This is a genomic window from [Rhizobium] kunmingense (genome assembly GCF_977018605.1).
Map to the genome: position 1 here is coordinate 819,408 of NZ_CDRNXG010000001.1, position 26,413 is coordinate 845,820.

The 26,413-nt window shown below is 61.3% G+C and carries 29 protein-coding genes; 15 read left to right on the forward strand and 14 right to left on the reverse strand.

Annotated elements, in window-relative coordinates; all coding sequences use genetic code 11:
- Positions 1–15: 15 nt before the first annotated feature.
- The 6 genes from AC0JZ4_RS04155 (at position 16) to AC0JZ4_RS04180 (ending at position 3,852) form a co-directional block, all read left to right on the forward strand.
- Entirely contained in the window at positions 16–363 is a 348-nt protein-coding gene (locus tag AC0JZ4_RS04155; RefSeq protein WP_471885182.1) for an ArsC family reductase, read from the forward strand.
- Between the two features lie 40 nt (positions 364–403).
- Positions 404–832: a putative toxin-antitoxin system toxin component, PIN family gene (locus AC0JZ4_RS04160; protein ID WP_471885183.1), complete on the forward strand. Its 429-nt coding sequence runs from the start codon at positions 404–406 to the stop codon at positions 830–832.
- A complete protein-coding gene (locus AC0JZ4_RS04165) occupies positions 829–1,059 on the forward strand; it encodes a toxin-antitoxin system HicB family antitoxin (RefSeq protein ID WP_471885184.1) in 231 nt (76 codons plus the stop codon). The genes AC0JZ4_RS04160 and AC0JZ4_RS04165 overlap by 4 nt, the downstream gene beginning before the upstream one ends.
- 3 nt (positions 1,060–1,062) lie before the next feature.
- The gene (gene ybaK, locus AC0JZ4_RS04170; protein WP_471885185.1) at positions 1,063–1,536 is read left to right on the forward strand and encodes a Cys-tRNA(Pro) deacylase; all 474 of its coding nucleotides are present in this window, start codon (positions 1,063–1,065) and stop codon (positions 1,534–1,536) included.
- A 104-nt stretch (positions 1,537–1,640) separates the two neighbouring features.
- Positions 1,641–2,894 carry an aminopeptidase gene (locus AC0JZ4_RS04175; RefSeq protein WP_471885186.1) on the forward strand — a complete coding sequence of 418 codons (1,254 nt, stop codon included), beginning with the start codon at positions 1,641–1,643 and terminating at the stop codon, positions 2,892–2,894.
- A gap of 202 nt (positions 2,895–3,096) precedes the next feature.
- Positions 3,097–3,852: an AAA family ATPase gene (locus AC0JZ4_RS04180; protein ID WP_471885187.1), complete on the forward strand. Its 756-nt coding sequence runs from the start codon at positions 3,097–3,099 to the stop codon at positions 3,850–3,852.
- 47 nt (positions 3,853–3,899) lie between these two features.
- Here the strand turns inward: AC0JZ4_RS04180 and xseA are convergent, their stop codons facing one another.
- A complete protein-coding gene (gene xseA, locus AC0JZ4_RS04185; protein WP_471885188.1) occupies positions 3,900–5,621 on the reverse strand; it encodes an exodeoxyribonuclease VII large subunit in 1,722 nt (573 codons plus the stop codon).
- 336 nt (positions 5,622–5,957) lie between these two features.
- Here xseA and AC0JZ4_RS04190 point away from each other — a divergent pair, with 336 nt between their 5' ends.
- Entirely contained in the window at positions 5,958–6,182 is a 225-nt protein-coding gene (locus AC0JZ4_RS04190) for a hypothetical protein (protein WP_471885189.1), read from the forward strand.
- A 31-nt stretch (positions 6,183–6,213) separates the two neighbouring features.
- On the opposite strand, the gene AC0JZ4_RS04195 is transcribed toward AC0JZ4_RS04190, so the two are convergent.
- Positions 6,214–8,073 carry a hypothetical protein gene (locus tag AC0JZ4_RS04195; protein WP_471885190.1) on the reverse strand — a complete coding sequence of 620 codons (1,860 nt, stop codon included), beginning with the start codon at positions 8,071–8,073 and terminating at the stop codon, positions 6,214–6,216.
- A gap of 118 nt (positions 8,074–8,191) precedes the next feature.
- On the opposite strand from AC0JZ4_RS04195, the gene AC0JZ4_RS04200 reads away from it, so the two are divergent.
- The gene (locus tag AC0JZ4_RS04200) at positions 8,192–9,265 is read left to right on the forward strand and encodes a glycosyltransferase (RefSeq protein ID WP_471885191.1); all 1,074 of its coding nucleotides are present in this window, start codon (positions 8,192–8,194) and stop codon (positions 9,263–9,265) included.
- Positions 9,262–9,639, forward strand: coding sequence for a GtrA family protein (locus tag AC0JZ4_RS04205; protein WP_471885192.1), 378 nt, complete (start codon positions 9,262–9,264; stop codon positions 9,637–9,639). Before AC0JZ4_RS04200 ends, AC0JZ4_RS04205 begins: the two co-directional genes overlap by 4 nt.
- A 2-nt stretch (positions 9,640–9,641) precedes the next feature.
- On the opposite strand, the gene AC0JZ4_RS04210 is transcribed toward AC0JZ4_RS04205, so the two are convergent.
- Positions 9,642–10,628, reverse strand: coding sequence for a Gfo/Idh/MocA family protein (locus tag AC0JZ4_RS04210; protein ID WP_471885193.1), 987 nt, complete (start codon positions 10,626–10,628; stop codon positions 9,642–9,644).
- 256 nt (positions 10,629–10,884) lie between these two features.
- On the opposite strand from AC0JZ4_RS04210, the gene AC0JZ4_RS04215 reads away from it, so the two are divergent.
- Positions 10,885–11,832, forward strand: coding sequence for an aldo/keto reductase (locus AC0JZ4_RS04215; protein ID WP_471885194.1), 948 nt, complete (start codon positions 10,885–10,887; stop codon positions 11,830–11,832).
- A gap of 110 nt (positions 11,833–11,942) precedes the next feature.
- On the opposite strand, the gene AC0JZ4_RS04220 is transcribed toward AC0JZ4_RS04215, so the two are convergent.
- The 9 genes from AC0JZ4_RS04220 to infC form a co-directional block, all read right to left on the reverse strand.
- The gene (locus AC0JZ4_RS04220; RefSeq protein WP_471885195.1) at positions 11,943–12,560 is read right to left on the reverse strand and encodes a hypothetical protein; all 618 of its coding nucleotides are present in this window, start codon (positions 12,558–12,560) and stop codon (positions 11,943–11,945) included.
- 73 nt (positions 12,561–12,633) lie between these two features.
- Positions 12,634–15,081, reverse strand: a complete 2,448-nt coding sequence (gene pheT, locus AC0JZ4_RS04225; protein ID WP_471885196.1) for a phenylalanine--tRNA ligase subunit beta — start codon at positions 15,079–15,081, stop codon at positions 12,634–12,636.
- Positions 15,078–15,737, reverse strand: a complete 660-nt coding sequence (locus AC0JZ4_RS04230; RefSeq protein WP_471885197.1) for a hypothetical protein — start codon at positions 15,735–15,737, stop codon at positions 15,078–15,080. Before AC0JZ4_RS04230 ends, pheT begins: the two co-directional genes overlap by 4 nt.
- Positions 15,738–15,740: 3 nt before the next feature.
- The gene (locus AC0JZ4_RS04235) at positions 15,741–16,016 is read right to left on the reverse strand and encodes a DUF2442 domain-containing protein (RefSeq protein WP_471885198.1); all 276 of its coding nucleotides are present in this window, start codon (positions 16,014–16,016) and stop codon (positions 15,741–15,743) included.
- Complete coding sequence (locus tag AC0JZ4_RS04240) at positions 15,997–16,233, reverse strand: DUF4160 domain-containing protein (RefSeq protein WP_471885199.1); 237 nt, start codon at positions 16,231–16,233, stop codon at positions 15,997–15,999. The genes AC0JZ4_RS04235 and AC0JZ4_RS04240 overlap by 20 nt, the downstream gene beginning before the upstream one ends.
- A 4-nt stretch (positions 16,234–16,237) precedes the next feature.
- Positions 16,238–17,320 carry a phenylalanine--tRNA ligase subunit alpha gene (gene pheS, locus AC0JZ4_RS04245; protein ID WP_471885200.1) on the reverse strand — a complete coding sequence of 361 codons (1,083 nt, stop codon included), beginning with the start codon at positions 17,318–17,320 and terminating at the stop codon, positions 16,238–16,240.
- A 130-nt stretch (positions 17,321–17,450) separates the two neighbouring features.
- Complete coding sequence (rplT, locus tag AC0JZ4_RS04250) at positions 17,451–17,855, reverse strand: 50S ribosomal protein L20 (protein WP_471885201.1); 405 nt, start codon at positions 17,853–17,855, stop codon at positions 17,451–17,453.
- 40 nt (positions 17,856–17,895) lie between these two features.
- Positions 17,896–18,099: a 50S ribosomal protein L35 gene (rpmI, locus tag AC0JZ4_RS04255; protein ID WP_046793986.1), complete on the reverse strand. Its 204-nt coding sequence runs from the start codon at positions 18,097–18,099 to the stop codon at positions 17,896–17,898.
- A gap of 198 nt (positions 18,100–18,297) precedes the next feature.
- On the reverse strand, positions 18,298–18,834 hold the full coding sequence (gene infC, locus AC0JZ4_RS04260) for a translation initiation factor IF-3 (RefSeq protein ID WP_471887778.1): 537 nt from the start codon (positions 18,832–18,834) through the stop codon (positions 18,298–18,300).
- A gap of 182 nt (positions 18,835–19,016) precedes the next feature.
- Between infC and AC0JZ4_RS04265 the strand changes: the two genes are divergently transcribed.
- The 3 genes from AC0JZ4_RS04265 to AC0JZ4_RS04275 all read left to right on the forward strand — a co-directional run bounded on the left by AC0JZ4_RS04265 (position 19,017) and on the right by AC0JZ4_RS04275 (position 22,300).
- Positions 19,017–19,832 (forward strand): alpha/beta hydrolase, encoded by an 816-nt coding sequence (locus tag AC0JZ4_RS04265; RefSeq protein WP_471885202.1) that lies wholly within the window; start codon positions 19,017–19,019, stop codon positions 19,830–19,832.
- Positions 19,833–19,952: 120 nt separating this feature from the next.
- The gene (locus tag AC0JZ4_RS04270; protein ID WP_471885203.1) at positions 19,953–20,567 is read left to right on the forward strand and encodes a transglutaminase-like cysteine peptidase; all 615 of its coding nucleotides are present in this window, start codon (positions 19,953–19,955) and stop codon (positions 20,565–20,567) included.
- 146 nt (positions 20,568–20,713) lie between these two features.
- On the forward strand, positions 20,714–22,300 hold the full coding sequence (locus AC0JZ4_RS04275) for a sensor histidine kinase (RefSeq protein WP_471885204.1): 1,587 nt from the start codon (positions 20,714–20,716) through the stop codon (positions 22,298–22,300).
- 88 nt (positions 22,301–22,388) lie between these two features.
- On the opposite strand, the gene mbfA is transcribed toward AC0JZ4_RS04275, so the two are convergent.
- Positions 22,389–23,372 (reverse strand): iron exporter MbfA, encoded by a 984-nt coding sequence (mbfA, locus tag AC0JZ4_RS04280; protein WP_471885205.1) that lies wholly within the window; start codon positions 23,370–23,372, stop codon positions 22,389–22,391.
- A 250-nt stretch (positions 23,373–23,622) separates the two neighbouring features.
- On the opposite strand from mbfA, the gene AC0JZ4_RS04285 reads away from it, so the two are divergent.
- Together AC0JZ4_RS04285 and AC0JZ4_RS04290 are read left to right on the forward strand one after the other, a co-directional pair.
- Complete coding sequence (locus AC0JZ4_RS04285; RefSeq protein ID WP_471885206.1) at positions 23,623–24,729, forward strand: TRAP transporter substrate-binding protein; 1,107 nt, start codon at positions 23,623–23,625, stop codon at positions 24,727–24,729.
- A 194-nt stretch (positions 24,730–24,923) separates the two neighbouring features.
- Positions 24,924–26,027 (forward strand): TRAP transporter substrate-binding protein, encoded by a 1,104-nt coding sequence (locus AC0JZ4_RS04290; RefSeq protein ID WP_471885207.1) that lies wholly within the window; start codon positions 24,924–24,926, stop codon positions 26,025–26,027.
- An 81-nt stretch (positions 26,028–26,108) separates the two neighbouring features.
- On the opposite strand, the gene AC0JZ4_RS04295 is transcribed toward AC0JZ4_RS04290, so the two are convergent.
- Positions 26,109–26,276 carry a hypothetical protein gene (locus AC0JZ4_RS04295; protein WP_471885208.1) on the reverse strand — a complete coding sequence of 56 codons (168 nt, stop codon included), beginning with the start codon at positions 26,274–26,276 and terminating at the stop codon, positions 26,109–26,111.
- Positions 26,277–26,413 lie beyond the last annotated feature (137 nt).

Consider the following 26,413-nt stretch of genomic DNA (forward strand, 5'->3'; position numbering starts at 1 on the left):
TTGAGGGACGGCGACATGGCGATCACGATCTACGGCATCAAGAACTGCGACACGATGAAGAAGGCCCGCACCTGGCTGGACCAGAAGGGCCTCGCCTATGCCTTCCACGACTACAAGTCTGCCGGGATCGATCGCGCCCACCTCGAAGACTGGGTCGCAAAGGCCGGCTGGGAAACGGTGCTCAACCGCGCCGGCACGACCTTCAAGAAACTCGACGAGGCCGACCGTCAGGACATCGATGCCGCAAAGGCGATCACGCTGATGCTCGCCCAGCCTTCGATGATCAAGCGCCCGGTACTTGAAGCCGACGGCAAACTCGTCATCGGCTTCAAGCCGGAGATTTACGAAGGCACGTTTGTCTGAAGCGTTGAAAAAATTCCGATAGCATATATGCTATCGTCTCATGAAGATCGTTGTCGATACGAATATCTTTGTGTCCGCCTTGTTGAATGCGGCGACCGCACCCCGGCAGGTGATAAGGCTGTGTTTGCAAGGTCTTGTAACGCCGCTGATGGGCAACGCCCTGTTTTCGGAATACGAAGATGTCTGCAATCGGGAAATCCCCCTCAAAAGATCGCAGATAGGGGTTGAGGAAAGAGTTATCCTTCTCGATGCGTTTTTGTCGTCTTGCCAGTGGACACCGATCTATTTTCTCTGGCGTCCAAACCTTCGCGACGAAGCCGACAACCATCTTGTCGAACTGGCCGTAGCCGGAGGCGCAAGCGCAATCGTGACTGCCAATAAGAGAGACTTCGTGGCGGCGGAGCTTGCTTTTCCCGACCTTAAAATAGTCAACGCAGCAGAATTTCTGATTTGGAGAGAGAAGCTATGAGCGTTCTGACAATTCGACTACCAGCGGAACAGCATGAGCGACTGAAGGCGCTGGCGGCGGCGCGTGGCACCAGCCTCAACAAGCTGTTTGAGGATTTCTCCGCGAGAGCACTCGCCGAGTTCGATACGGAATCGCGATACCGACTGCGCGCGGCGCGGGGAGACAAGGCGCGCGGGCTGGAACTTCTGGACAAACTCGACGAAGCGTACTCACAGAAAGCCCCGTAAAGCATGTCCAAGACGACCCGTGCCACGCAGGCCCTCGACCGGCTGAAGATCGCCTATATGACCGTGAGCTACGACTACGATCCGAATGCCGACAGGATCGGGCTGCAGGCGGCGGAGGCGATCGGCGAGGCGCCTCGGCAGGTGCTGAAGACCCTGATGGCCGAGGTCGACGGCAAGCCGGTCTGCGTCGTCGTGCCGTCCGACCACGAGGTTTCGATGAAGAAGCTTGCGGCGGCCTTCGGCGGCAAGTCGGCAGCCATGATGAAGCCCGCCGATGCGGAGCGCGCCACCGGCTATCATGTCGGCGGCATCAGCCCGCTCGGGCAGAAGAAGCCGGTGCGCACCGCCATCGAGATCACCGCGTTCGAAGAACCCTACGTCTTCATCAATGGCGGACAGCGCGGATTGCAGATCAGGCTCTCGCCCGCAGACGCCAAGGCAGCCCTCAACGCCATCGCCGCGCCGCTGATCGCATAATCTCCAAGCGCGACAGCCACCGCATTCGGATCGGCACGGTCGCCCTTCAATTTCGCCCCAAAGCTCTCTAAATCTGTCCCAGCAGACAAACCAGAGAGGCCACCATGACCGTCATGCCGAATTTCCAGAACGCGATCGACCAGCAGAAGCTCGAGAAGCTCGGCGAGGTCGCGGTCAAGGTGGGGCTCGGGCTGGAAAAGGGCCAGGATCTCGTCATCACCGCGCCGATCGCCGCGCTGCCGCTCGTGCGCTTCATCACCAAGCATGCCTATATGGCCGGCGCAGGCATCGTCTCCGCCTTCTATACCGACGAGGAGACGACGCTCGCCCGCTACCAGCATGCGCCGGATGCAAGCTTCGACAAGGCGGCCGGCTGGCTCTACGAGGGCATGGCGAAGGCCTATGAGAATGGCGCAGCCCGCCTGGCAATCGCCGGCGACAACCCGATGCTGCTGGCCGCGCAGGACCCGGCCAAGGTGGCGCGCGCCAACAAGGCCAATTCGATGGCCTACAAGCCGGCGCTCGAAAAGATCGCCAATTTCGACATCAACTGGAACATCGTCTCCTATCCCAACCCGTCCTGGGCAAAACAGGTGTTTCCCGACCTGCCGGAAGACGCGGCCGTCGCAAAGCTTGCCGAGGCGATCTTCGCCGCCTCGCGCGTCGATGTCACAGATCCCGTCGCCGCATGGGCGCAGCACAATGCCAGCCTGAAGACGCGCTCAACCTGGCTGAACGGCGAGCGCTTTTCAGCCCTTCACTTCACCGGCCCCGGCACCGACCTGACGGTCGGCCTTGCTGACGGCCACGAATGGCACGGCGGCGCTTCCACCGCCAAGAACGGCATTACCTGTAACCCCAACATCCCGACCGAGGAAGTGTTCACGACGCCGCATGCGTTCAAGGTCGAAGGCCATGTGTCGAGCACCAAGCCGCTGTCGCATCAGGGCACCTTGATCGACAATATCCAGGTCCGCTTCGAAGGCGGCCGCATCGTCGAGGCGAAGGCCACCAAGGGTGAGGAAGTGCTCAACAAGGTGCTGGATACGGATGAAGGCGCACGGCGGCTGGGCGAAGTGGCGCTGGTGCCGCATTCCTCACCGATCTCTGCGAGCGGCATCCTGTTCTACAACACGCTCTTCGACGAAAACGCTTCCTGCCATATCGCGCTCGGCCAGTGCTATTCGAAATGCTTCCTCGACGGCGCAAATCTTTCACCGGAGCAGATCAAGGCGCAGGGCGGCAATGCCTCGCTCATTCACATCGACTGGATGATCGGCTCCGACAAGGTCGATATCGACGGCATCCGACCGGATGGCTCGAAGGTGCCGGTCATGCGCAAGGGCGAATGGGCGTAACCGGATACCGCAGTCAAGTTTCCATCAAATATTCCTGATAATAGATCTGGAATTATACTTATTTCATGCGTCGCGCATCCAAGACCAGCGCGGCGCAAGCTTGTTGGTCAAGCATCCGCAAATCATCACGAGACGAGCGGACAAGAACAGGCCAAGAACAATGGCTCTCCCCGTGATGTTCACCTGAACCGGAGGGCTATGAATGCCAGTCATTACATTTGCAAATACGAAGGGCGGCGCCGGCAAGACGACGATGGCGCTCGTCGCGGCCGGGGAATTAGCAAGAAGAGGCTTTCGCGTCGCCATGCTCGATGCCGACCCGCAGCAGTGGGTCGCCCGCTCGATGACGAAGATCGGCACGACAACGGGCAAGCAGCCGAAATTCTCGATCGTCGCCAATATCGATGCCGACAATATCGAGACCACCATCAAGGAGCTGAAGAAGCGCGCCGACTATGTTGTCGTCGACCTGCCCTGCGGCGTCACCCCGCTGCTCGCCAAGGGTCTTGGGCTCTCCGACCACGTGCTTGTGCCGGTGCAGGGTTGCGCGCTCGATGCCGCCGGCGGTGCCCAGGTGCTCGAGATCCTGCAGAAGCTGAAAAGCGAATGCGGTATCGACATTGCCCATTCGGTGGCGCTCAACCGCGTCAGCTCGATCATCACCACCCGCGCGCTTCTGGCGGTCAAGGGCATGCTGGCGCAACAGGGCGTCCATGTTCTGGCCACCCCTCTCATCGAACGCGCCGCCTATCGCGACATGTTCGATGCCGGCACGCTGATCGATGCACTGGCACCGGATGCCGTCAGCAACCTTGCCAAGGCACAGGAAAACGCCCGCCTTCTGGTCGACGAGGTCACCACGCTGGTGCCGCTGCCTGTCAAGGTTCCGAAGGCTGCAAAAACCGCTGCCGCAAAGCCGGCCCCGGCCCGCAAGACCGCTGCCAGGAAGGCAGCCTGATCCGCATCAAACGGCTGGAAGACACGCTTCCGGCCTTTTCTCCGCCATCAGAAAAGGCTGCCCTGCTTCGGCGGCTCGGCCACGACCTCAGGCTTCGGCGCCTTCCGCTTCACGGCAGCGGGTGCTGGAGCAGCGGCGACGACAGACCCGGCTTCCGCCGGAGTGCGCGGCTCGCCGCCTGAACTCCCGCCCGAAGTCCCACCCGAAGGCCCACTTGGGGTCCCACCCGAATTCACGCCTGACGATCCGCCAGCCGGACCACCGCCCTCGCCGGCCACCGCCGCAACACGACCATCGGCGAACTCGATCGACAGCGCCATCCCATCGGCAACAGATACCGCCCGCGTCAGCGGCCGGTTCTCGCCATCGCGCACGACCGCATAACCGCGTTTCAACACATTCTTGTAGGAGAGCGACTGCAACACGCGATCCTGCGCGGCAACCGCCGAGCGGTTGCGCGACAGGGCGTGACTGACAGCGCTGTCGGCCTGCCGCATCAGGGCCGCCACATGCTGGCTTTCGCGTTGCAAATGCCCCGTCAGGCGCGCCGGCAGCGCCTTCAGCGAGGCATCCAGTCTCGAAACCCTGCCTTTCTCGCTCAGCACCTGACGCTCCAGGCAGCGGTCGGCACGCAACATTCGGTCCGACAGTGCCTGTCTCTGCTGGCCAAGCCGATTGGTCAGAAGCTCCAGCCGCAGGCCGGAGGAGGCGCGCTCGAAGGCCCGCCGCTTGACGATCGTCGTGCGCTCCAGCCCGCGACCAAGCCCGCCCGCCGCCTCGTCGAAACGGCGGCGCGGCAGCGCCAGCAACTGGTCGAGCGAAGGCAGCGCGCGCACGAGTGCGCGCAAAGACTGGCGTCGATGCTCCATCTGGCGCGAGGCGCTGCCGCGCAGGCGGGCCGCAAGATTGGCAAGTTGCGCATCGAGATCGGCCTTGACCGGCACCGCCATTTCGGCGGCCCCCGTCGGCGTCGGCGCGCGGACATCGGCAGCGTGGTCGATCAGCGTCCAGTCGGTTTCGTGACCAACCGCGGAAATCAGCGGGATCTGGCTTTCGGCCGCGGCCCGCACGACGATCTCGTCGTTGAAACTCCACAGGTCCTCAAGGCTGCCACCGCCCCGTGCAACGATCAGCACATCAGGCCGCGGCATTGCATCGCCCGGCGCGACCGCGTTGAAGCCACGGATTGCGGCGGCCACCTCCTCGCCCGACCCCTCGCCCTGCACCTTGACCGGCCAGACGACGACATGGACCGGAAAGCGGTCGGTGATGCGGTGCAGGATGTCGCGGATGACGGCTCCTGTCGGCGAGGTGACGACACCGATGACGCGAGGAAGGTATGGAAGCGGACGCTTGCGCTCGCGGTCGAACAGGCCCTCGGCCGCAAGCTTGCGGCGACGCTCCTCAAGCAGCGCCATCAGTGCACCGGCACCGGCAGGTTCGAGGTTTTCGATAACGATCTGGTACTTGGAAGATCCGGGGAAGGTCGTCACCTTGCCGGTGGCGATCACTTCCATTCCCTCTTCCGGCCTGAATTTAAGCCGCGAAAACGTCCCCTTCCAAACCACGGCGTCGATACGGGCGCGATCATCCTTCAACGAAAAATAGGCATGACCTGAAGAATGCGGGCCGCGATAGCCGGAAATCTCGCCCCGAACCCTCACATGATCGAAGGCGTTCTCGACGGTTCGCTTGATCGAACCGGAAAGCTCCGACACCGAAAATTCGGTCAGGTTGCTCTGTGTATCGCTCTCGAACATGCTGCTCATGCAAAAGTTCTAACCGATTGCCGGGCGGATTTCATCCAGTCGCCGGCGCTTTGATGTGGACGGCCCAAAAACCGCTGCATGCGAGCGATAGGATCGGCGAAACTGCCGCATTGTTTAGAAGCCTCTTTAATGCCATAATGGAACTATGCCGGCGGTGGGACGTTCGGCTCTAGGAGGATTTGGACTTAGGTCCGAAAACAAAATGGTCCCTAAGTCCTCAATGCGTTCGGACGATCAAAGGCGTAAACCTTGATCCGTCGTTAGGCATGTTGTTTGAGCCTTTCTTAGACGGTCACAGGGTAAGAGATCTCCAGCGCACAAGGAAGGAGATCGGCTGTGCTTTTTCTGACGGCAACATTCATCGGCTTTCTGGCCGGCATGACCCGCAACGTCGCATCCATTCTCGCGGCGGCGTTCCTCATTCCCGTTGCGTTTCTCGCAGCTGCCGCGTTCGGGGCGACCTCACCGACCGATCTTCTGATCGCTATCCTCGGCTATAATTTCGGCCTCATCAACCTCGTGGCCGCCATGACGCTGATCGAGAGCTTTCGCCACGCCTGATCCCGTCTGCGCCCTGCACTTGCCAGCAGCGTTACGGATTGACCGTAAAAAGGCGGAACTTTCCTTCGTTCTCCACGGGTGAGAGATAAGGCGGAATTTCACCCCGGCCAAGCGCTGCATAAAGCCCGTCCGGCTTCACCTTGATGATATCCGCCGTCTGCGGGTCTGTCTTGCAGTAAGCAAGAACCGTGACCTTTGCCCCTTTCAGGAAGGCCAGAGCCTCTGCCGGCATCGCCATGCCGATATGCAGTTCCGTCAGCATGCCGCCCTGATTGCGGTGATAAGGCGCCGCAAGGGCGCGATGGCTGGTGAAGCGCAGGATTTCGGCACCACTGTTGGATGGCGAAGCGACGGTACCGGGCGGCAACGTCCGCAAGGCAGCCATGTCCGCATCGTTGCCGCACTCACCCGGATCGTTCGGACCGGTCGTCGACAGTGCATCGGCACTGACAGAAGAAAGGCCTGCCTCCCAAGCGGCCCCGCCCACGGCCCAGACCGCCGGAACCGCCGCAAGCGAGACCGCCGCAAAGGCAGCCGCCAGCGGCACGCTGTTCGGCTTTTCCCTGACCTTCATCTGCAACTGGGCAATCAGCAGCGCAACGGGCGCAATGCTCATCAGGCTGGCAAAGAACGTACCGCGCACCTGGATCAGCGACACGCCCCAGGTCGATACGAGAAGCATCAGGAAAAGCAGGTGGATGCCGCGCTTCTCGCGGCGCAGAATACGCACCATGCAAATGATGATCGCGCCCAGCCCGACCGCATAAAAGCCACCGGCCGAATAAGGCTCGATGCGGATCTGCTCGGTCACCGACCGCGCTTCCGTCACGGCTCTCAGCCACATTTCCACAAGCAGCGGATCAAGACCGGCGAGCGGACTGGCAAGGCATTGCGGCGCGATGACGACAGCCGCAAGGCCGACGACACCCGCCAGCAGCACCGCTCCCGTAACCCGGACACCCAGCCCCGACCGCACCGGCAGGCAGGCAAGACCGAAGAGACCCGCGCCGCCCAGGGCCGACAATGCGTAGAAGCCGAGCGAGAGGTTGTCACAGGTGACGACCGAGTAGCTATAAGGCGGTACGGTGGCGAAGAAGGCCGCGCTGATCGACAGCGCCAGGGACAAGCCGAAGGCGCGTGCAGCTGGCGCAAAGGCGCTGCCCTGCCAGATCCAGCGCAGGGCGACGCAGGCGCAGGCGGTGGCGACAAAGGGCACGGTTTCGGCCCCCACCGCAATCGCGAAGGCGCAGGCAAGGCCTGCAAGCGCATGGTCGCGTGCATTGCCCTTCCCATTGCCCACCTTCCCGTCGCCCATCTGGCGATCAGCCAGCAGCGCCGCGATCGCAATCGCAAGCATCAGCTGGACATTGTGATGGTCGATCGCACCGGGTCGAAACTTGCCGCAGCTGAAGGCAAACAACGCGCCGAGCCCGAGCGCGATATGCATCACCCGTGGTCCACCGAGCTTGCGTCCGGCAAGGCCGACGAAAAACAGAAGCGGCCAGCAGAGCAGCAGCGGCCACACGGTCGCCGCCAGGTTCTCTGCCATTTCCATCGGCATGACGGTCGAGAAAAGGCGGATCAGCCCGCCGATCGGCGCGTCGATGAAGCGCGACCAGTGCATCAGCGTGCCGCCATCCAGCCCCAGCCGATACTGCATGAGATCGAACCAGCCCTGGCCGGAAAGCCAGTCGCGCACCTCTACGAGACGCATCACGTCGTCATTGTCCGGCCCGATGAAATCTTTCGCGTTCGGCAGGAATATGAGCGCCATGGCGATCACCGTCGCACCCCAGTAGGCCGTGGCCGCCGGCAGAAGCCGCGAGAACCTTGGAAGCGTGGCCGGGGCGCTGGCTTGCGCGAATGTCTGTCGTGCCGGCTGATCGGTCATCCAAGATTACTTCCGTGAGACTGGAGAGCCGGCAACCTAAACTTAACCTTCCCAAGAAATAGTAAAGCGGACAGGCAGAAAGCATCTGTGCTGGTTTTCCGTGTATCGAGTGAAAATCATGATCGAAGCCCAAACGGGTGTCAGTTCGGGCATCAGGACCGCCGGCAATGCCGGCGCCCTTGGCAGCAATCTTGCGATTGCCGTCCTGCTTCCCTGCTATAACGAGGCGTCGACGATCGAGGCGGTGGTGCGCGATTTCCGCGCCGCGCTGCCGGATGCGCGCATCTATGTCTATGACAACAATTCCACTGACGGCACGGCGCTGAAAGCGATGCTGGCGGGCGCCGAGGTGATGCGCGAGCGCCGCCAGGGCAAGGGCCATGTGGTGCGCCGCATGTTCGCCGATATCGAAGCCGACATCTACATCATGGCCGATGGCGACGGCACCTATTCGCCGAAGGATTCCGAGGAGCTGATCCGCACGCTTCTGACCGAACGCGCCGACATGGTGGTCGGCACGCGCCGCGGCGTGCATGACGATGCCGGCCGCAACGGCCATGCCGCCGGCAACCGGTTGTTCAACATCCTCTACCGCGCCATTTTCGGCCGCGATTTTACCGATATCTTTTCCGGCTACCGCGCCTTTTCCCGCCGTTTCGTCAAAAGCTTCCCGGCGGTGTCCGCCGGTTTCGAGATCGAGACGGAAATGTCGGTGCATGCCTCGCGGCTGAAACTGCCGGTCTTCGAGATCGAGCTCGATTACGGCCGTCGGCCGGAAGGCTCGCACTCAAAGCTCTCCACCTTCAAGGACGGCGCGAAGATCCTCTGGATGTTCGCCATGCTGATGAAGGAAACGCGGCCCTTCGCCTTTTTCGGCGCGATCAGCGCAGGCTTCATGGCGACAAGCCTCGTCTTCATGACGCCGGTTCTCATCGCCTATTTCCAGACCGGCCTCGTCGACCGCATGCCGACCTGGGTGTTCTCGCTGGTGCTGATGGTGCTGTCGTCGCTGATGTTCACCGCCGGCCTGATCCTCGATTCGGTCTCGCGCGCCAGAGCCGAGCAGCTGCGTATCCACTATATGAGCCTGCCGCTCCGGGACGCTGCGCCCATCGCGGCCGCAAGCGGCAACACCGTCATGGACGCCACGGACACCAGGGGCGAGATGGACAAGAAGCAGAGCGTGGCATGAAGCGGATCTTCTGGTTCATGTTTGCCGGCGGCATCGGTTTCCTGATCGATGTCGGCGTCAACCACGTCCTTTTGACCTACACTCCGGTCGGACCGTTCCTGTCGCGTATCCCCGCGATCATGGCCGCGATGAGCTTCACCTGGTTCGTCAACCGCAACCGCACCTTCGACCCCTCGCCGCATTCGCTGGCGGTCGAAGGCTTTCGCTACTGGACAGTCGGCATCACCTCCGCGCTGATCAATTATGCGATCTATTCGCTGCTGATTGCCCGTGCGCCGATCCAGCCCGCCGTGGCGATCGTCTTCGCCTCGGCGGCTGCAACGGTCTACAGCTTCTTCGGCTATTCGCGCTTCGTCTTCCGCCACAAGAACTGACGTCAGACCTTTTCCCAGCCGTCATGTTCGCCGGCGCGGTAGACCGCATCCAGAAAACGCTGGTTGCTGACCGAGCTTTCGAGCGTGACGATCTCCGCCGCCTCACCTGCAACAGCGGCCGCAAATGCCTCCGTCTGCCTGCGGTACTGCCGGCTGTCCTGGAAGCGCAGGATCTGCGAGACAGTGTGCTTCTGGTTGGTCAGTTCGATTTCCTCGGCGCCGTAGCGATCGGCATTGAAGGGCGACTTCACCTCGATGAAGCCTTCCGTCCCGTGGAAGACCATGACCTGACGATTGGCCATCTGGGTGGAGATGTAGAAGCTCAGTTCGAAGCCGCCAAAATCCGCCTTCACGCTGGCATAGATGTCGGTGCCGAAATCCGGGTCGCGCCGCACCACGGCCTGCACGCGCTGCGGCTCGGCACCGGTCGCAAAGCGGGTGGCGATCGTCGGATAGCAGCCGATATCGGGCAGCGCGCCGCCGCCGAGTTCGGGAATGTTGCGCATGTTCGCCGCATCGCGGTTGAAATAGCTGAAAGCGCCCTGCACATGCTTCAGCTCGCCGATCGCCCCTTCGGCCAGGAGTTCGCGCACCTTATGCCAGACCGGCGCATAGGTGACCATGAAGGCTTCCGACACGACGACGCCATTACGATCGCGCGCCTCAATGAGCGCATCGAGGTCGGCGGCCTTCAGCGCCAGCGGCTTTTCCACCAGCACATGCTTGCCGGCATCGGCCGCCTTGATCGCCCATTCGACATGCTGGCTGGTCGGCAGCGGAATATAGACCGCATCGATCACGTCGGAGGCCAGCATGCCCTCATAGGTTCCGAAGGCATGCGGCACACCGAACCGGTCGGCCAGCGCCCGCGCCTTGGACAGATCACGGCTCGCCACCGCCGTGATCACCGCATTCTCGGCATCCTGGATCGCCGGCATCACGGCATCCCTTGCAATCTTCGCCGTCGACAGAATTCCGAACCGCAGCATCGCACTCTCCCTGAAGTTTTTGTTCCCCAAAGCTTAGGGTGATAGGAGAAGGGCTTCAATGCCAAGTTCTGGGCCAAGTGCTGGGCCAAGTTCTGGGTCGAGTTCCGGAGCAAGTGCAGGGCCAAGTGTCGGCATCCTTGAAAAAGCGACCATGCGCTCAACTTAGTGGATTGCGGCGCAGACCTTTCGGGGTCTAACCTTGCCGCTCCCTCCGCATCATCCATCAGCGAACAATCAAGAATATCGGGAGACCACCATGGAGAAGCGCAAGCTTGGCCGCACCGGACTTTCCATCGCCCCCGTCGTCTTCGGCGGCAACGTGTTCGGCTGGACCGCCGACGAGAAAACCTCCTTCGACCTGCTCGACCGCTTCTTCGATGCCGGCTTCGACACGATCGATACGGCCGACGTCTATTCGAAATGGGTCGACGGCCATCAAGGCGGCGAGAGCGAGGCGGTGATCGGCAGATGGCTGAAACGCGGCACGATTGCCCGCGACAAGGCAATCATCGTCACCAAGGTCGGCCATCCGTCGATGGACGACCGCAAGCTCAAGGCCGGCTGGATCATGGAGGCCGTCGAGAACTCGCTGAAGCGCCTGCAGACCGAGTATATCGATCTCTACCTGTCGCATTTCCCCGACGACGACACGCCGCATGAAGAGACGCTTGCCGCCTATGCCAAGCTCAAGGATCAGGGCAAGATCCGCGCCATCGGCTGCTCCAACTACAGCGCCGAACAGCTGAAAGCCGCGCTTGAAGTCGCAGACAAGAGCGGCCTGCCGCGTTACGATGTGCTGCAGCCGGAATACAATCTCTACACCCGCGGCAAATTCGAGGGTGCTCTCGCCGATCTCTGCATCGCGGAGGATATCGGCGTGATCAGCTATTATGCGCTGGCCGCCGGCTTCCTCACCGGCAAGTACCGCAAGCCGGAGGATGCTGCCGGCAGTGCCCGCGGATACCGCATCCCGGACTACCTCAACAACCGCGGCACGAAGGTTCTCGCAGCACTCGATCAGGTCGCCGCCGAGACCGGCGAGACGCTCGCCACCATCGCCATCGCCTGGGTTGCCGCACGTCCGGGCATCACCGCCCCGATCGCATCGGCCACGAGCCTCAGACAGCTCGATGCCATGATCGCCGCCGGCAGGCTGGCCCTCACCGACGCACAGATGGCACTCCTGAACGAGGCCGGCGCCTGATACCGATATTGGGGCAATTGCGCTTTTCTTCGAACGGCAAGATTGCCCCGGCTCTTTGATTTGACACCGTTCCGGACGCAAGACCGCTTCGCACTTTTCTGGAACCGCTCTCAGCGCGAAAGCTGCGGAAATCCCTCATACCATTCGGCATGGCTGCCTTCATGGTTGGCCATGCCCGGTCTGGTGAGAATGCCGCGCGGCTCGGCATAGCTGGAAATGACCCGCGCCGGCCGCTCGTGCCAGCTGACATTGACAGCCCAGAGCTTGGGAAAGAATTCGAGCGCCGAATAGGGCAGGTTGTCGTGAACCCACCACGCCAGCCTGCGCCAGTCGCCGTCCCCGGTAAACCTGTCCGCCACCCATGGAATGACGATGCAGGCCGTGGCACCGATACAGCCCTCGGCATCGCGCAGGTCCCAGATATGACCGGCGGCATTGGCGGCGTTCGATGCGCAGTTGAGCTTGTTCCTGTTGCCGAAGTCGTTGACGGCGGGCGACCGGTAGGAGGAGCGGATATGCAGCCGGCCGAACGTCGCCTGCAGCGGCTCCAGCAGTTCCTCGCAGAGATGCCTTCCCGCCTCTATGGCGATGTCGGGCTCATCAGGGATGTTGGCAATGCCATAAAAACTGGCGATTTCGGAATGGAGAAAATCCCGGAAGAAGAAATTCTCCGACAGCCGCACCCGGCCCAACTCCTCAAGCCCCTTCATCGATCCCGGTTTGCGCATCCTCGCTCCCAACAAAAAGCCTGCCCCAATGGGAGCAGGCTAATTTGTCGCCGGAACTTACACCACCCGAAAATCAGGCGCGCAGCACGCCGCCCGTCACCTTCTCGACATTGGCGACAACCTTGCCTGTCAGCGCTTCGAAATCCTCGTCCGTCAGGGTCTTGTCGACCGGCTGGATGAGAACCTCGATCGCCACCGACTTCCTGCCCTCGCCGAGCGACGCGCCCTCGAACACGTCGAAGACATTGACGCCGGCGATCAGCTTGCGGTCGGCGCTTACCGCCGCCTTGATGATCGCGCCGGCTTCCACCCGTGAAGCCACGACGAAGGCGAAGTCGCGCTTGACCGCCTGGAAGGGCGAAAGCTCGAGGCCCGGCTTGGTGCGGGTCGCCTTCTTCTTCGGCTCGGGCATGGCGTCGAGATAGATCTCGAAGCCGCACAGCGCGCCGGACACGTCGAGCGCGCCCAGCGTCTTCGGATGGAATTCGCCGAAATGCCCAAGCACCACCTTCGGGCCCATCTTGATCGTGCCGGAACGGCCCGGATGATACCAGGCGGGACCGCCCTGCTCGATCTGGACATTGCCCATCGGCAGGCCGCAGGCTTCGATCACGGCCAGCGCATCGGCCTTGGCGTCATAAACGTCGACCGGCTTGCCGCCGCCCTTCGTTGCATTCGACCACATCCGTCCGGCGCCATTGATCGAGGCGGTGCCGCGACGGATGCCGCCGGCGACGCGGCGCTGGCCTTCCGGCGTGTCGTTTTCATAGGTGCCCGACACTTCGAAGATCGCCACATCGCCAAAGCCCTTGTCCGCATTGCGCTGGGCAGCGGTCAAAAGGCCGGGCAGAAGCGACGGACGCATGTCCGACATGTCGGCCGCGATCGGATTGGCGAGCTTGAGCGAAGCCGAACCGCCGCCGAAGAGTTTTGCCTGGTCTTCCGGAATGAACGACCAGGTGACGGCTTCCAGCATGCCGCGTGATGCCAGCGCACGCTTGGCCGTGCGGGTGCGGATCTGCAGCGTCGTCAGGATGCGGCTATTGACGGCCGAGAGCCTTTCGAGCGGTACCGGCTTGATCTGATCGACGCCGTGGATACGCATGACCTCTTCGACGAGATCGGCCTTGCCGTCGACGTCCGGGCGCCACGAGGGCACCTTGACGGAAACCGTCTCGCCCGTCCCTCCCCCTTGGCCTTCGACGGTGAAGCCGAGGCGGCCGAGGATCTCGCGGCTTTCGTCGGCCGAGATTTCCAAGCCGGTCAGGCGCTTCACTTCCGCAAACGGAAACTCGACGGCCTTGGCCTCATAGCCCTTGTAACCGACGATCTTCTCCTTCGCGGCCACGCCGCCGCAGAGGTCGAGCACCAGCTGCGTCGTGAGGTCGAGACCCGGAACCATGTATTCCGGGTCGACGCCGCGTTCGAAACGGTAGCGTGCATCGGTGATGATGCCCAGCGTGCGGCCGGATTTCGCGATGTTGATCGGGTCCCACAGCGCGCTCTCGATCAGCACATCGACGGTGTTCTCGTCGCAGCCGGAATGTTCGCCGCCCATGATGCCGCCGATCGACTCGACGCCGTTGTCGTCGGCGATGACCACGTTATTCGGCCCAAGCCTGTATTCGTGGGTATCGAGCGCAAGAACCGTTTCGCCTTCGCTGGCGCGGCGGACGGTCAGATCGCCCATGACCTTGGCAGCGTCGAAGACGTGCATCGGGCGGCCCTGGTCGAAGGTCATGTAGTTGGTGATATCGACCAGCGCGTTGATCGGACGAAGGCCGATCGCCTTGAGGCGCGTCTGCATCCAGGCCGGGCTCGGGCCGTTCTTCACACCGCGCACGAGGCGCAGGCCGAAGCCGGGGCACAGCTTTTCGTCGTCGAGATCGATCGTCAGGCCGACCGTGGTTTCGCCTTCGAGCTTCAGCGCCGGTTCAACCGGAACCTTCAGCGTGCCGAGACCGGAGGCCGCGAGATCGCGGGCGATGCCGTAAATCGAGGTGCAGTCCGGGCGGTTCGGCGTCAGGTTGATCTCGATCATCGGATCGTCGAGACCGGCGTAAGCCGCGAAGGATGTGCCGACCGGCGCGTTTTCGGGCAGGTCGATGATGCCGTTATGCTCGTCCGACATGTTGAGCTCCTTTTCGGAGCACATCATGCCGTGGCTTTCGACACCGCGGATCTTGCCGACGCCTAGCGTCACGTCGAGGCCGGGAACGTAGTCACCCGGACGCGCCAGCGCGCCGACGAGGCCGGCGCGGGCATTCGGCGCACCGCAAACGATCTGCAGTGGCTTGCCGCCGTTGACGCCCGGGCCGGCATCGACGGAAAGAACCCTGAGGCGGTCAGCCTCGGGATGCTGTTCGGCCGTCAGGATCTTTGCGATGACGAAGGGCTTGTAGGCCGCCTTGTCATCGACATCCTCGACTTCGAGGCCGATCGCCGTCAGGCGCTCGCAGATCTGGTCGAGGGTGGCGTCGGTCTCAAGATGATCCTTGAGCCAGGAAAGCGTGAATTTCATTTTAAGACTTTCTTACCGGCGTCCGCAATTTCGGACGGCGTTACCAATGCCAACAGATCACCTTGCGAAAGGCGCTCGGGCCGTTTGTCTATGTGGGCGTAGTAGCGTTTGGATTCCGGCCCCCAATTGAAGTGCAGGCCAGTTTCTAAATTTCGTAGCGCTTGAGCCTGATCTTCCGAAACATCTAGCTTGGTATCGAAGAGCAACACCGTCCGGCTGGTCCCGACGATATTGCCAAATACTTGAAGCTCATGGCTACCAGATTGAAAAGTGAAGTTTGTCTGATCCGGGGCCAGAACAAAATGATGGTTGGTCACCACACCATCTTGCCCGACAAACAATCCACCACCTACGGACAAGTTTTTCGACTCACCATGAAACCACGCAGAGAAGTTTTGTATGGCTTCGCCGCGACTTAGCCTGACGTAGAGATTTTCAATCAACTGACCTCTTTTTGACGTAGAAAAAAGAAGCCCGCGCAAGAAGATCTTAGGGTCTGGCCTCCCAGGGGAATTATCGTAGCCAAAGAAGATAAGGCTAGGCCGTGTCATCATAAGCTTGCCCCGTCGGAAGAACGTCAACCAAGCAGTGATAGCGGATATGGCAAGTGCCATTCCGCTGATGATCAAGGCAACATTTGCCGACAAACTCTCCATATGTCAGGCGGCCTTTTCCGGGGCTTTGGCACCTGGTGCCTTTATGCCTAGAAACATGCTCTTGACTGAAATTCCTTCATCGATGGCAGTCCACCAGATTCCTTCATACATCAGCTCGATGTCATTCAGTTCGGCATCATTAAGCTCGGACAAAAAGGGATACCACCAGAGAGGAGCTGAGATGGCCCGGCCGTCGACGAGCGCGACGTGAACCTCGCCGCCAGCACACCAAGCCCGAACGGGTCGCATTTCGTCGGTTTCAAAGACCAAAGAACTCATCCCAAGCGCCTATCCATTGATCACGGTGTTGCGCGGCCACTTCCAGCAGCCTGCCGATTTCCTGCTCACTATAGCCCTTGTTATGGGCCACCTCCAAATTCTTCAGCCAGAGCTTCAGGGACTTGCCGTCCTTGACGATATGGACATGAGGCGGCTCTCCGACATCAAGGGCGTAGAACCGGAATTTGTAGCCGTGCCAGATGAGCAGCGTCGGCATCCCTTTAGCTGCTCAAACCGCCGAACAGCGTCGGCATGTCGAGCGGGCGGAAGCCGTAGTGGTTCATCCAGCGGACATCGGCGTTGAAGAAGTCGCGCAGGTCCGGCATGCCGTATTTCAGCATGGCGATGCGGTCCAGCCCCATGCCCCAGGCAAAGCCCTGATACTCGTCCGGGTCCAGCCCGCCGGAGCGCAGCACGTTCGGATGCACCATGCCGCAGCCGAGGATTTCCATCCAGTCGGTGCCTTCGCCGAACTTGACGATCGGGCCGGAGCGGTCGCACTGGATGTCGACCTCGAAGGACGGCTCGGTGAACGGGAAGAAGGACGGGCGGAAGCGCATCGTCACCGACGGCACTTCGAAGAAGGTCTTGCAGAACTCTTCCAGAACCCAGCGCATGTTGGCGACATTCGCCTTCTTGTCGATGACGAGGCCCTCGACCTGATGGAACATCGGCGAGTGCGTCGCGTCACTGTCCTGGCGATAGGTCTTGCCCGGAATGACGATGCGGATCGGCGGATCCTGCGCTTCCATCGTGCGCACCTGAACCGGCGACGTGTGGGTGCGCAGAACCTTGCGCTCGCCCTTTTCGTCTGCCTGGAAGAAGAAGGTGTCGTGCATCTCGCGGGCCGGGTGGCCTTCGGGGAAGTTCAGCGCGGTGAAATTGTAATAGTCGGTCTCGACATCCGGGCCTTCGGCAATCGAGAAGCCCATGTCGGCGAAGACGGCGGTGATTTCGTCGACGATCTGGCTGATCGGATGGATGCGGCCGCGCTCGGCAGGCGACGAGCGAACCGGCAGCGACACGTCGAGCGTCTCGGCCTTCAGGCGCGCGTCGATCGCAGCGTCCTTCAAGACGGTCTTGCGGGTGGTGATCGCCTCGGTGATCTCGTTCTTCAAAGCGTTGATCGCGGCACCGCGGGTCTGGCGCTCTTCCGGCGACATGGCGCCCAGCGTCTTCAGAAGCTCGGAAACGGAGCCCTTCTTGCCCATGGCATTGACGCGGACGGCTTCGATCGCCGCTTCATCGGAGGCGGCTGCGATTTCCGCCAGAAGCGTGGTTTTCAGGTTTTCCAGATCGGACATGGTTTCTTCCGTTATGCTCGGAGAGACAAGCTATTGCGACGGTATGACGAGCAAAAGAAAAACCCGCGCCAGCTCGAACCAGCGCGGGTTTCCCAAAATCAGTAAAGCTCAAAAGCCTGGGAAGCGCTGGTTACTTGACCGCGCTTTCAAACTCGTTGGCAGTGCCGGTCTTCTTCAGATAGGCAAGTGCCTTCTTGGAAGCTTCAACCAGCGCGCCGAATGTCGCCGGCTCATGGATTGCCATGTCGGACAGAACCTTGCGGTCGACTTCGATGCCAGCCTTGTTGAGGCCGTCGATGAAGCGGCCGTAGGTCAGGCCGGATTCGCGGACGGCAGCGTTGATACGCTGGATCCACAGAGCGCGGAAGTTGCGCTTCTTGACGCGACGGTCGCGGGTGGCGAACTGACGCGAACGATCGACGGCTGCCTTGGCGGCGCGGATCGTATTCTTGCGGCGGCCGTAGAAGCCCTTGGCTGCCTTGAGGGTCTTGGTGTGCTTGGCGCGGGAAGTTACGCCACGTTTTACGCGTGCCATGTCATGATCTCCTTAACTGTTCCAAAAAGCCGTAAAAGTCTCAGAGACCGTTGGGCAGGTAGTTCTTGATAACCTTCTTGCCATCCGGCTCAGCGAGGATCATCGTGCCGCGTGCATCGCGGATGAACTTGTTGGAACGCTTGATCATGCCGTGGCGCTTGCCAGCGGCAGCTGCAACGACCTTACCGGTGGCGGTTACCTTGAACCGCTTCTTGGCAGCCGATTTCGTCTTCATCTTGGGCATTTTGCTACTCCGTTTTGTATCGAAGCCGACTGAAGAGGTCGACTTCAAGCATTTGGAACGGCCACGGCATGCCCTGCCGGACCGTTCGGACGCGCGCTTATAACCGCAGCCGGTCAAAAGCGCAATGGGGGATTTCCTCGATCGGAAAACCGGCAGGATGCCGGCTGAACCGCCACTTAGGCGGAAGAGGACTGGCGCTTATTTCGGCGCCAGTACCATCATCATCTGACGGCCTTCGAGCTTCGGCTCGGCCTCGACCTTGGCGATTTCGAGCGTGTCTTCCTTGACCTGAAGAAGAAGCTTCATGCCGAGTTCCTGGTGGGCCATTTCGCGGCCGCGGAACTTCAGCGTCACCTTCACCTTGTCGCCTTCTTCAAAGAAACGGTTCATCGCCTTCATCTTCACGTCATAGTCATGCGTGTCGATGTTGGGGCGCATCTTGATTTCTTTGACTTCGACAACCTTCTGCTTCTTGCGCGCTTCGGATGCCTTCTTCTGGTTCGCGTATTTCAGCTTGCCGAGGTCAAGGATCTTGCACACCGGCGGATCATTGTTCGGCGAGATTTCTACGAGGTCCAGTCCTGCTTCCTCGGCCATCTTGAGGGCCTGGTCGGTGGGTACTGCACCGAGATTCACGCCTTCGGCATCGATAAGCTGGACCTTGGGAACGCGAATTTCCCGGTTTGAGCGCGGGCCTTCCTTGACGGGGGCATCGGCTTTGAATGGTCTGCGAATGGTCGTATTCTCCTAGATAGTTTAAGACCGTGGGCAACGGCTTTTTCGCCACTCGGCCCAGGGCCGAGCGGAATGTCGTCATTGCCGGATAGAAGTCAATAGCATACCGGCGCGAAAAGATCACCACCTGACAACCGGTTTAAATCTGCTTTATAGCTCGGCGCAAAAGCAGGAGTGAACAGATGACGAAAGCAACCGCCCCGACGCCTAGAACCATCGCCGTCGGATCAGGCACGGAGGCGCGCGAGATCGCCATCCTCCACCGCCCAGATACCGGCGAAGCCGCGCGGCCCGCACTCGTCTGGCTCGGCGGCTACCGTTCCGACATGACCGGCACCAAGGCGATCGCGCTCGATGAACTTGCCGAAAAGCTCAGCTCCGAATGCATCCGCTTCGACTATTCCGGCCACGGCGCCTCCGGCGGCGAATTCCGCGACGGCACGATTTCGCGCTGGCTGGAAGAGGCGCTGGCCGTCATAGCGGCGCTCGAGACGCGCCGCGTCGTCCTCGTCGGCTCGTCGATGGGCGGCTGGATCGCGCTGCGCCTCGTGCAGGAACTGAAGGGCCGTCCGAACGGCGCGACGGTCGCCGGCATGCTCTTGATCGCACCTGCCCCGGATTTCACCAGCGAACTGATCGAACCCAACCTCACCGACACGGAGCGCCAGTCGCTTGCCGAACGCGGCTTTTTCGAGGAACTGTCCGAATACAGCCCGGAGCCGAACATCTACACGCGGGCGCTGATGGAGGACGGCGCGAAGAACCGCGTCATGAAGGACATCATAGAGACGGGCTGCCCCGTTCACATCCTGCAGGGCATGGCCGACCCGGACGTGCCTTACGCACACGCGCTGAAACTCGTCGAATTCCTGCCGGCGGACGATGTGGTGATGACGCTGATCCGCGACGGCGATCACCGCCTGTCGCGACCGCAGGACCTCCAAAAGATGGAGGCTGCGGCACAGGCCCTCGTTCTCAATGATGAGAAATCACGCTGAGACCCAAAAGCCGCAGTCTTAACCATATTCGAAAAGACGGCATCTTAACAAAACCTGAACAATTGACTTACCTGCCCTTCACCTCTTAACTTTTTGTTAGGACTTCAAAGGGACGGGTAGATGACATTAGCCCAGATGGCACGGCATGCCGCCGTGATCCTTATCGGTGTGCTTGCGCCTGTGAGCGTCGCCATTCCGGCGCCGCAGGCAGCCGTATCGATGGTGACCGGCGCCGTGACCTCGCAGCCGATCGGCCATTACGACTTCTGCCAGCGTCTGCCGGCCGAATGCACCGTCAAGAGCCGGTCCGCACCGGCCGTGCGCCTCAATGCCCAGGCATGGGAAGCCGTGCGCGCCGTCAACAGCGCCGTCAACGCCCGCTATATCGCCAAGACCGATATCGAGGCCTATGGCGTCGAGGAATACTGGACCTATCCGACCGTCTTTGCCGATTGCGAAGACTTTGCCCTGCAGAAGCGCAAGGAACTGGCCGAACTCGGCTTTGCGCTCTCCGATCTGCTGATCACCGTCGTGCGCAAGCCGGACGGCGAAGGCCATGCCGTGCTGACGCTGCGCACCGCCGACGGCGATTTCATTCTGGACAACCTCGAAAGCGAGGTTCTCGCCTGGTACGAGACGCCCTATACGTTCCTCAAACGTCAGGCGAGCTTCAACACGGGCCGATGGGTGACGATCGAAAACGGTCGCGATCTCCTGGTCGGTGCACTGCGCTAAAACTACCGGACGTTAATCATAAAACCCGCCCTGCTTGCAGAGGCGGGTTTGCGTATCTACTCTTTCGGGAAATGCCTCCCTATTTCAATCCATCTGCCTGATGCCGGAGGGTTTTATGGGAACGCCTCCCCCGACCGGAGCACACCGTGCGTGACGATCGACTGAAAAGCCTGCTGCCCTCGCATGCAAGCACCCGACCGTCCCTGCCACTCTGGCTTGCCGGCGTCCTGATCGCGGCCGTCCTCAGCGTCGGGGCGCTCACCGTCTACGAGAATTACAACAATGCGCTGAGGGAGGGTGAAGCCCGCGCGCTGTCCTCGGCGCAGGTCGTTTCCGCCCATCTGGAATGGATGATGGAGGCCAGCGATCTGGCGCTCCAGCGCGTCGAAGCCGCCATCGGCGGCCGGCCGATCGATTCCTCGGCCGAACTGATCACCGACATGGAGCGCGCCGTCGGCGAACTGCCGGCCGGTTTCCAGTACGCGCTTCTTGATCAGGATGGGCAGACCCGCTTTGCCAGCGCCGCGGACACCGCCCTGCCCAACCACGCGGAGCACTCCTATTTCCAGCGATTGCGTGACGGAGAGCAGCTGACCTTCAGCCGGCTGATCGACAATGGCGGCAGCCGCACGCCGTCCTTCATCGTCGCAAGACGGATTTCCAGCGGCCCGGATTTCCTCGGTGTCGCGGCGATCGCCATTCCCAACGATACGCTCGACCGGTTCTGGGCCTCGCTCGACTTCGGGCCGAATTCGACGATCTCGGTGATGCGCAGCGATGGCTGGCTGCTCGCCCGCCGCCCGGCGACCCATCAGCAGATCAACCTGTCGACGACCGAATGGTTTCCGCTGACGCATGACAAGAACAGCGGCTTCCACCACAATCCCGTCTCCCAGATCGACGGCATGGCCCGCGTCGTCGGCTTCTACAAGGTGCCCGGCTGGCCTTTGATCTCGCTTGCGGCAATCGAACGGCAGGAAGTGCTCGACCAGTTCTGGCGCAACCTGTTTTCCGATGCACTGCTGGTCGTGCCACTGATGGCGATCCTGGTCGCCGCCTCGATCTGGATCTACGGCCTTCTCTACCGCACCGCAGCGCGCAACGAGGAGCTGGAACAGGCGGTCGAGCGCAACCATTTTCTGCTGCGCGAAATCCACCATCGGGTGAAGAACAACCTGCAGGCGGTGCTGGCACTGGTGCGCCTGCAGCGCCTGCCGCAGGAAGTGCGCGACGACATGGCGCGGCGCATCGGCGCAATGATCGCGGTGCACGAGCAGATCTACAACAACGACCAGTTCGAAGTGGTCGAAGTGGCCCCCTATGCGGAGCGGCTGATCACCGATATCGCGTCCGGCTACGACATGCCGGTGACGCTGGACCTCGATATCCAGCCGATCTCGCTCGACAGGGATCTCGCCCTGCCGCTCGGCATGATAATCAACGAGGTGGTGTCCAACGCCTTCAAATACGCCTTTACCGGCCGCGACGATGGCAAGCTTTCCGTTCGCCTGACGGAAGAAGACAGCGCGTTGAAACTGACGATCCGCGACAACGGGCCGGGGCCGGATGCCGTATCGGGCAGCGCGGAAGATCAACGCGGCACCGGCATGGGGACACGGCTGATCAGCAGCTTCGTGCGCCAGCTCGGTGGCCAGTCGGACCTTTATAACGACGACGGCGCGGTCTTCACCCTGTCCGCGCCGCTCGAAGCGGAAGGCCGGGAGCCGGCCTGAGCCGCTCCCGGATGGAACACCGGTCGAGCCCGGATCCAGGTCTCAGATCTTGGGGCCAGGCTTGAGGCCCAGACTTCAGGCCCAGACGTCAGGCATTGCCGATGAAGATGCCGGCTGCCAGAACCAGCGAGCCGCCGAAGACGACCTGGAAGACGGCGCGCATGAACGGCGTTTCCATATAACGGTTCTGGATGAAGGCGATCGCCCACAGTTCGAAGAAGACGACGATGGCAGCGACGATCGTCGCGGTCCAGAAATGCGGGATCAGATAGGGCAGCGCGTGACCGAGGCCGCCGACCGCCGTCATGATGCCCGAAGCCAGACCACGCTTCAAAGGCGAGCCGCGACCGGAAATCTTGCCGTCGTCATGGGCGGCTTCCGTAAAGCCCATCGAAATACCGGCGCCGACCGAGGCCGACAGGCCGATCAGGAAGGTGGACCATGTGTCACCGGTGGCAAACGCCGCGGCAAAGATCGGCGCCAGCGTCGAGACCGAACCGTCCATGAGCCCCGCCAGCCCCGGCTGCACATAGGTGAGGATGAACTGACGGCGCGCCGTCTCGTTCTCCTCGCCGCGCGCCTCTTCCGTCACGTTGCGCTCGGTCAGCATGCGGGCGATGTCCTCATGCCCCTCTTCCGCCAGCGCCAGATCGCCGAGCAGCTTGCGCGTCGAGGCATCGGAGACGCATTGCGTCGCCTCGCGATAGAAGCGGGCCGCCTGTTGCTCCATCGCCTTGGCCTGCTCCCGCGCCGTCTCCAGCGGCAGGTTCTTGCGCAACCATTCCGGCTTGCGTGCATAAAAACCCTGCACATGCTCGCGGCGGATCAGCGGAATGCGCTCGCCGAAACGCTGCCGGAACATCTCGATCAGCATGTTCTTATGGGTGTGCTCGACCTCGGCCATGTCCTCGAAAACCTTCGCCGAGGCCGGATATTGGCCCCGCAGACCATCCGCATAGCCGAGATAGATGCGCGCATCCTCCTCTTCCGAAGCGATGGCAAGGGCGAGGATTTCTTCCTCCGACAGGGATGAAAACGGCCGGCGGGACGACGGCATGAGGCGGCGCAGCATCGAGAACTCCAATTTAGAATAATTCTAAATTATAGGCTTTCATCGCGATTTTCAAGCCAGCCGGACGGCCCGTTGAAGACTGCGACAAAATGCAACCGCTACGACCCATGATCGAAACATCCCGAAAAATGCGAAACCCGCGACGTAACATATGAAAAATTCCACTTGCTCCAGACGAAACAATCAATCTATGAGCAAACCCGAACGGGCAGGTTGAGGACCTGCCCATCGATTGGGAGGCTTATTTTTCATGAACCGCAGACATTTCTTCCGTCAGGCTGCCACCGCAGGTGTCGGCGCCGCGGCGGCAACCGCACTGGCTGCTCCGGCAATTGCCCAGGAAAGCCCGAAGATCACCTGGCGCCTGACCTCGTCGTTTACCAAGAACACCGATATCCTCTGGTCCGCCAGCACCGATATCGCGGCTAGCGTCAAGGAAGCCTCGGACGGCAATTTCACCATCAACACCTACGCCGCCGGTGAAATCGTGCCCGGACTGCAGGCGGCCGACGCCGTCTCCAACGGCACGGTCGAGATGGCGCATTCCTGCTGCTATTATTACATCGGCAAGGACCCGACATTCGCGCTCGGCACCGCCGTTCCCTTCGGGCTGAACGCACGCCAGACCAATGCCTGGTTCACCATCGGCGGCGGCAACGAACTGCTCAACGAATTCCTTGCCGGTCATGGCCTCTATGCCCTGCCGGCCGGTAATACCGGTGCCCAGATGGGCGGCTGGTATCGCAAGGAAATCAACACGGTCGCCGATCTCAACGGCTTGAAGATGCGCATCGCAGGCCTTGCCGGCCAGGTGATGCAGAAGCTCGGCGTCACGCCGCAGCAGATCGCCGGCGGCGACGTCTATGCCGCGCTCGAAAAAGGCACGATCGACGCCACCGAATTCGTCGGCCCCTATGACGACCAGAAGCTCGGCTTCGTCAAGGTCGCCAAGTATTACTACTATCCGGCATGGTGGGAAGGCGGCCCGGCGGTTCACGCCTTCTTCAACCTGGAAAAGTTCAACGCCCTGCCCAAGAGCTACCAGCGCATGCTGAAGGACGCCTGCGCCGCCGCCAACCAGAACATGCTGGCCCGCTACGACGCCCATAACGCCAAGGCGTTGAAGCAGCTCGTCGCGGAAGGCGCTGTCCTGAAGCCGTTCACCCACGAGATCCTCGACGCCAGCTACAAGGCGGCGCAGGAAGTCTATGCGGAACTGAACGCCAAGAACGCGGCCTTCAAGAAGATCTACGACAGCCAGCAGGCGTTCAAGAAGGACGGCTATCTGTGGAACCAGATCGCCGAGTACAGCTATGACGCCTTCATGATGACGCAGCAGCGCAAGGGCACGCTGTAACAGGCGAATTTGCCATCATCTGATGACAAAAGCGGCAAAGCCCGGAGCCATCTCCGGGCTTTGCCGTACCGGTTGTAAATTATCGGCCATACCGCCTGTTTTTCCGCAGTTTGCCCTTGTTCTCGACATATCGATGGGTTTTACACGAGCCGCATCGCGACAGGCGCATTTCGGCAACGGGGAGGAACTCATTCATGGATCGCAGGCATTTCTTCAAGAAGGCGACGACCGCCGGCCTCGGTGCTGCGGCGGCAACGGCATTGGCCGCGCCGGCAATCGCCCAGGAGAGCCCGAAGATCACCTGGCGCATGACCTCGTCCTTCCCGAAAAGCCTCGACATCATCTTCGGTGCCGGCAACGAACTGGCGCAGATCGTCCGCGATGCGACCGACGGCAATTTCAATATCCAGACCTATGCCGCCGGCGAACTGGTGCCCGGCCTGCAGGCCGCCGATGCGGTTGCCAACGGCACGGTCGAGATGGCCCATACCTGCTCCTATTACTACATCGGCCAGGACCCGGCCTTCGCGCTCGGCACCGCCATCCCCTTCGGCCTCAATGCCCGCATGACGAACGCATGGTTCGAAAACGGCGGCAACGAGCTGATGAACGAGTTTCTCGCGCCGCGCGGCCTCTATGCGCTGCCCGCCGGCAACAGCGGCACGCAGATGGGCGGCTGGTTCCGCAAGGAAATCGTCACGATCGACGATCTGAAGGGCCTGAAGATGCGCATCGCAGGCCTTGCCGGCCAGGTGCTCTCCAGGGTCGGCGTCACCCCGCAGCAGATCGCCGGCGGCGATGTCTATGCCGCGCTCGAAAAAGGCACGATCGACGCCACCGAATTCGTCGGCCCCTACGACGACCAGAAGCTCGGCTTCGTCAAGGTCGCCAAATACTACTATTACCCGGCTTGGTGGGAAGGCGGTCCGACCATGCATGCCTTCTTCAACCTGGAAAAGTTCAACGCCCTGCCGACGCGTTACCAGGCCATCCTGAAGACCGCCTGCGCCTCTGCCAATACCAGCATGCTCGCCAATTACGATGCCAGCAACGCGGTTGCACTGCGCAAGCTTGTCGCCGAAGGCGCGGTGCTGAAACCGTTCAGCCGCGAAATCCTCGAAACCTGCTTCAAGGCGGCAATGGAGGTCTATGCGGACCTCTCGGAAAAGAGCCCGTCCTTCAAGAAGATCTATGACCACCAGCAGGCCTTCAAGAAGGAAGCCTATCTCTGGTCCCAGGTTGCCGAATACAGCTACGACACGTTCATGATGATGCAGCAGCGCAACGGCGCGCTGTAAGCGCATTACAGCCTTCCATCATACAGAAAGGCCCTGCACGCGGCAGGGCCTTGTTTCTCTGCATCATGTGTCGAGGTGACGTCAGCTGCCGCTGTTGGTCCGCTTGTTGCCGACATTCGCGTTCATCGACGATGTCTTGCCGTCAGGGTTCTGGCCATAATAGGTGCCGCCCAGATGGCCGCCGGAACTGGTGTTCTCCACCTGTCGTTTGGCGCGTTTGACTGCCTGTTGTACGTCACTTTTACTCATAATGGTCCTCCAGCTTTTCGGTTGGTGACACCGAACCAACCCCTCAACAGCCAAACCGTTCCGAAATTTCCCGCCTTCATGCCGTTGCGCACCGGTCTTGACGGCCGTCATCCTTGCGCCTATTTGGAAACGAACAT

Excerpts from the sequence above, each read along its gene's own strand:
- AC0JZ4_RS04230 (WP_471885197.1), bottom strand. The coding sequence starts at position 15,737 with ATGGAGAGTTTGTCGGCAAATGTTGCCTTGATCATCAGCGGAATGGCA.
- AC0JZ4_RS04200 (WP_471885191.1), top strand. The coding sequence starts at position 8,192 with ATGATCGAAGCCCAAACGGGTGTCAGTTCGGGCATCAGGACCGCCGGC.
- AC0JZ4_RS04235 (WP_471885198.1), bottom strand. The coding sequence starts at position 16,016 with ATGAGTTCTTTGGTCTTTGAAACCGACGAAATGCGACCCGTTCGGGCT.
- AC0JZ4_RS04205 (WP_471885192.1), top strand. The coding sequence starts at position 9,262 with ATGAAGCGGATCTTCTGGTTCATGTTTGCCGGCGGCATCGGTTTCCTG.
- pheS (WP_471885200.1), bottom strand. The coding sequence starts at position 17,320 with ATGTCCGATCTGGAAAACCTGAAAACCACGCTTCTGGCGGAAATCGCA.
- AC0JZ4_RS04220 (WP_471885195.1), bottom strand. The coding sequence starts at position 12,560 with ATGCGCAAACCGGGATCGATGAAGGGGCTTGAGGAGTTGGGCCGGGTG.
- AC0JZ4_RS04295 (WP_471885208.1), bottom strand. The coding sequence starts at position 26,276 with ATGAGTAAAAGTGACGTACAACAGGCAGTCAAACGCGCCAAACGACAG.
- AC0JZ4_RS04175 (WP_471885186.1), top strand. The coding sequence starts at position 1,641 with ATGACCGTCATGCCGAATTTCCAGAACGCGATCGACCAGCAGAAGCTC.
- AC0JZ4_RS04270 (WP_471885203.1), top strand. The coding sequence starts at position 19,953 with ATGACATTAGCCCAGATGGCACGGCATGCCGCCGTGATCCTTATCGGT.
- AC0JZ4_RS04210 (WP_471885193.1), bottom strand. The coding sequence starts at position 10,628 with ATGCTGCGGTTCGGAATTCTGTCGACGGCGAAGATTGCAAGGGATGCC.
- pheT (WP_471885196.1), bottom strand. The coding sequence starts at position 15,081 with ATGAAATTCACGCTTTCCTGGCTCAAGGATCATCTTGAGACCGACGCC.
- AC0JZ4_RS04160 (WP_471885183.1), top strand. The coding sequence starts at position 404 with ATGAAGATCGTTGTCGATACGAATATCTTTGTGTCCGCCTTGTTGAAT.
- AC0JZ4_RS04265 (WP_471885202.1), top strand. The coding sequence starts at position 19,017 with ATGACGAAAGCAACCGCCCCGACGCCTAGAACCATCGCCGTCGGATCA.
- AC0JZ4_RS04155 (WP_471885182.1), top strand. The coding sequence starts at position 16 with ATGGCGATCACGATCTACGGCATCAAGAACTGCGACACGATGAAGAAG.
- rplT (WP_471885201.1), bottom strand. The coding sequence starts at position 17,855 with ATGGCACGCGTAAAACGTGGCGTAACTTCCCGCGCCAAGCACACCAAG.
- mbfA (WP_471885205.1), bottom strand. The coding sequence starts at position 23,372 with ATGCTGCGCCGCCTCATGCCGTCGTCCCGCCGGCCGTTTTCATCCCTG.
- AC0JZ4_RS04290 (WP_471885207.1), top strand. The coding sequence starts at position 24,924 with ATGGATCGCAGGCATTTCTTCAAGAAGGCGACGACCGCCGGCCTCGGT.
- xseA (WP_471885188.1), bottom strand. The coding sequence starts at position 5,621 with ATGAGCAGCATGTTCGAGAGCGATACACAGAGCAACCTGACCGAATTT.
- AC0JZ4_RS04285 (WP_471885206.1), top strand. The coding sequence starts at position 23,623 with ATGAACCGCAGACATTTCTTCCGTCAGGCTGCCACCGCAGGTGTCGGC.
- AC0JZ4_RS04195 (WP_471885190.1), bottom strand. The coding sequence starts at position 8,073 with ATGACCGATCAGCCGGCACGACAGACATTCGCGCAAGCCAGCGCCCCG.
- AC0JZ4_RS04180 (WP_471885187.1), top strand. The coding sequence starts at position 3,097 with ATGCCAGTCATTACATTTGCAAATACGAAGGGCGGCGCCGGCAAGACG.
- AC0JZ4_RS04165 (WP_471885184.1), top strand. The coding sequence starts at position 829 with ATGAGCGTTCTGACAATTCGACTACCAGCGGAACAGCATGAGCGACTG.
- AC0JZ4_RS04215 (WP_471885194.1), top strand. The coding sequence starts at position 10,885 with ATGGAGAAGCGCAAGCTTGGCCGCACCGGACTTTCCATCGCCCCCGTC.
- AC0JZ4_RS04240 (WP_471885199.1), bottom strand. The coding sequence starts at position 16,233 with ATGCCGACGCTGCTCATCTGGCACGGCTACAAATTCCGGTTCTACGCC.
- ybaK (WP_471885185.1), top strand. The coding sequence starts at position 1,063 with ATGTCCAAGACGACCCGTGCCACGCAGGCCCTCGACCGGCTGAAGATC.
- rpmI (WP_046793986.1), bottom strand. The coding sequence starts at position 18,099 with ATGCCCAAGATGAAGACGAAATCGGCTGCCAAGAAGCGGTTCAAGGTA.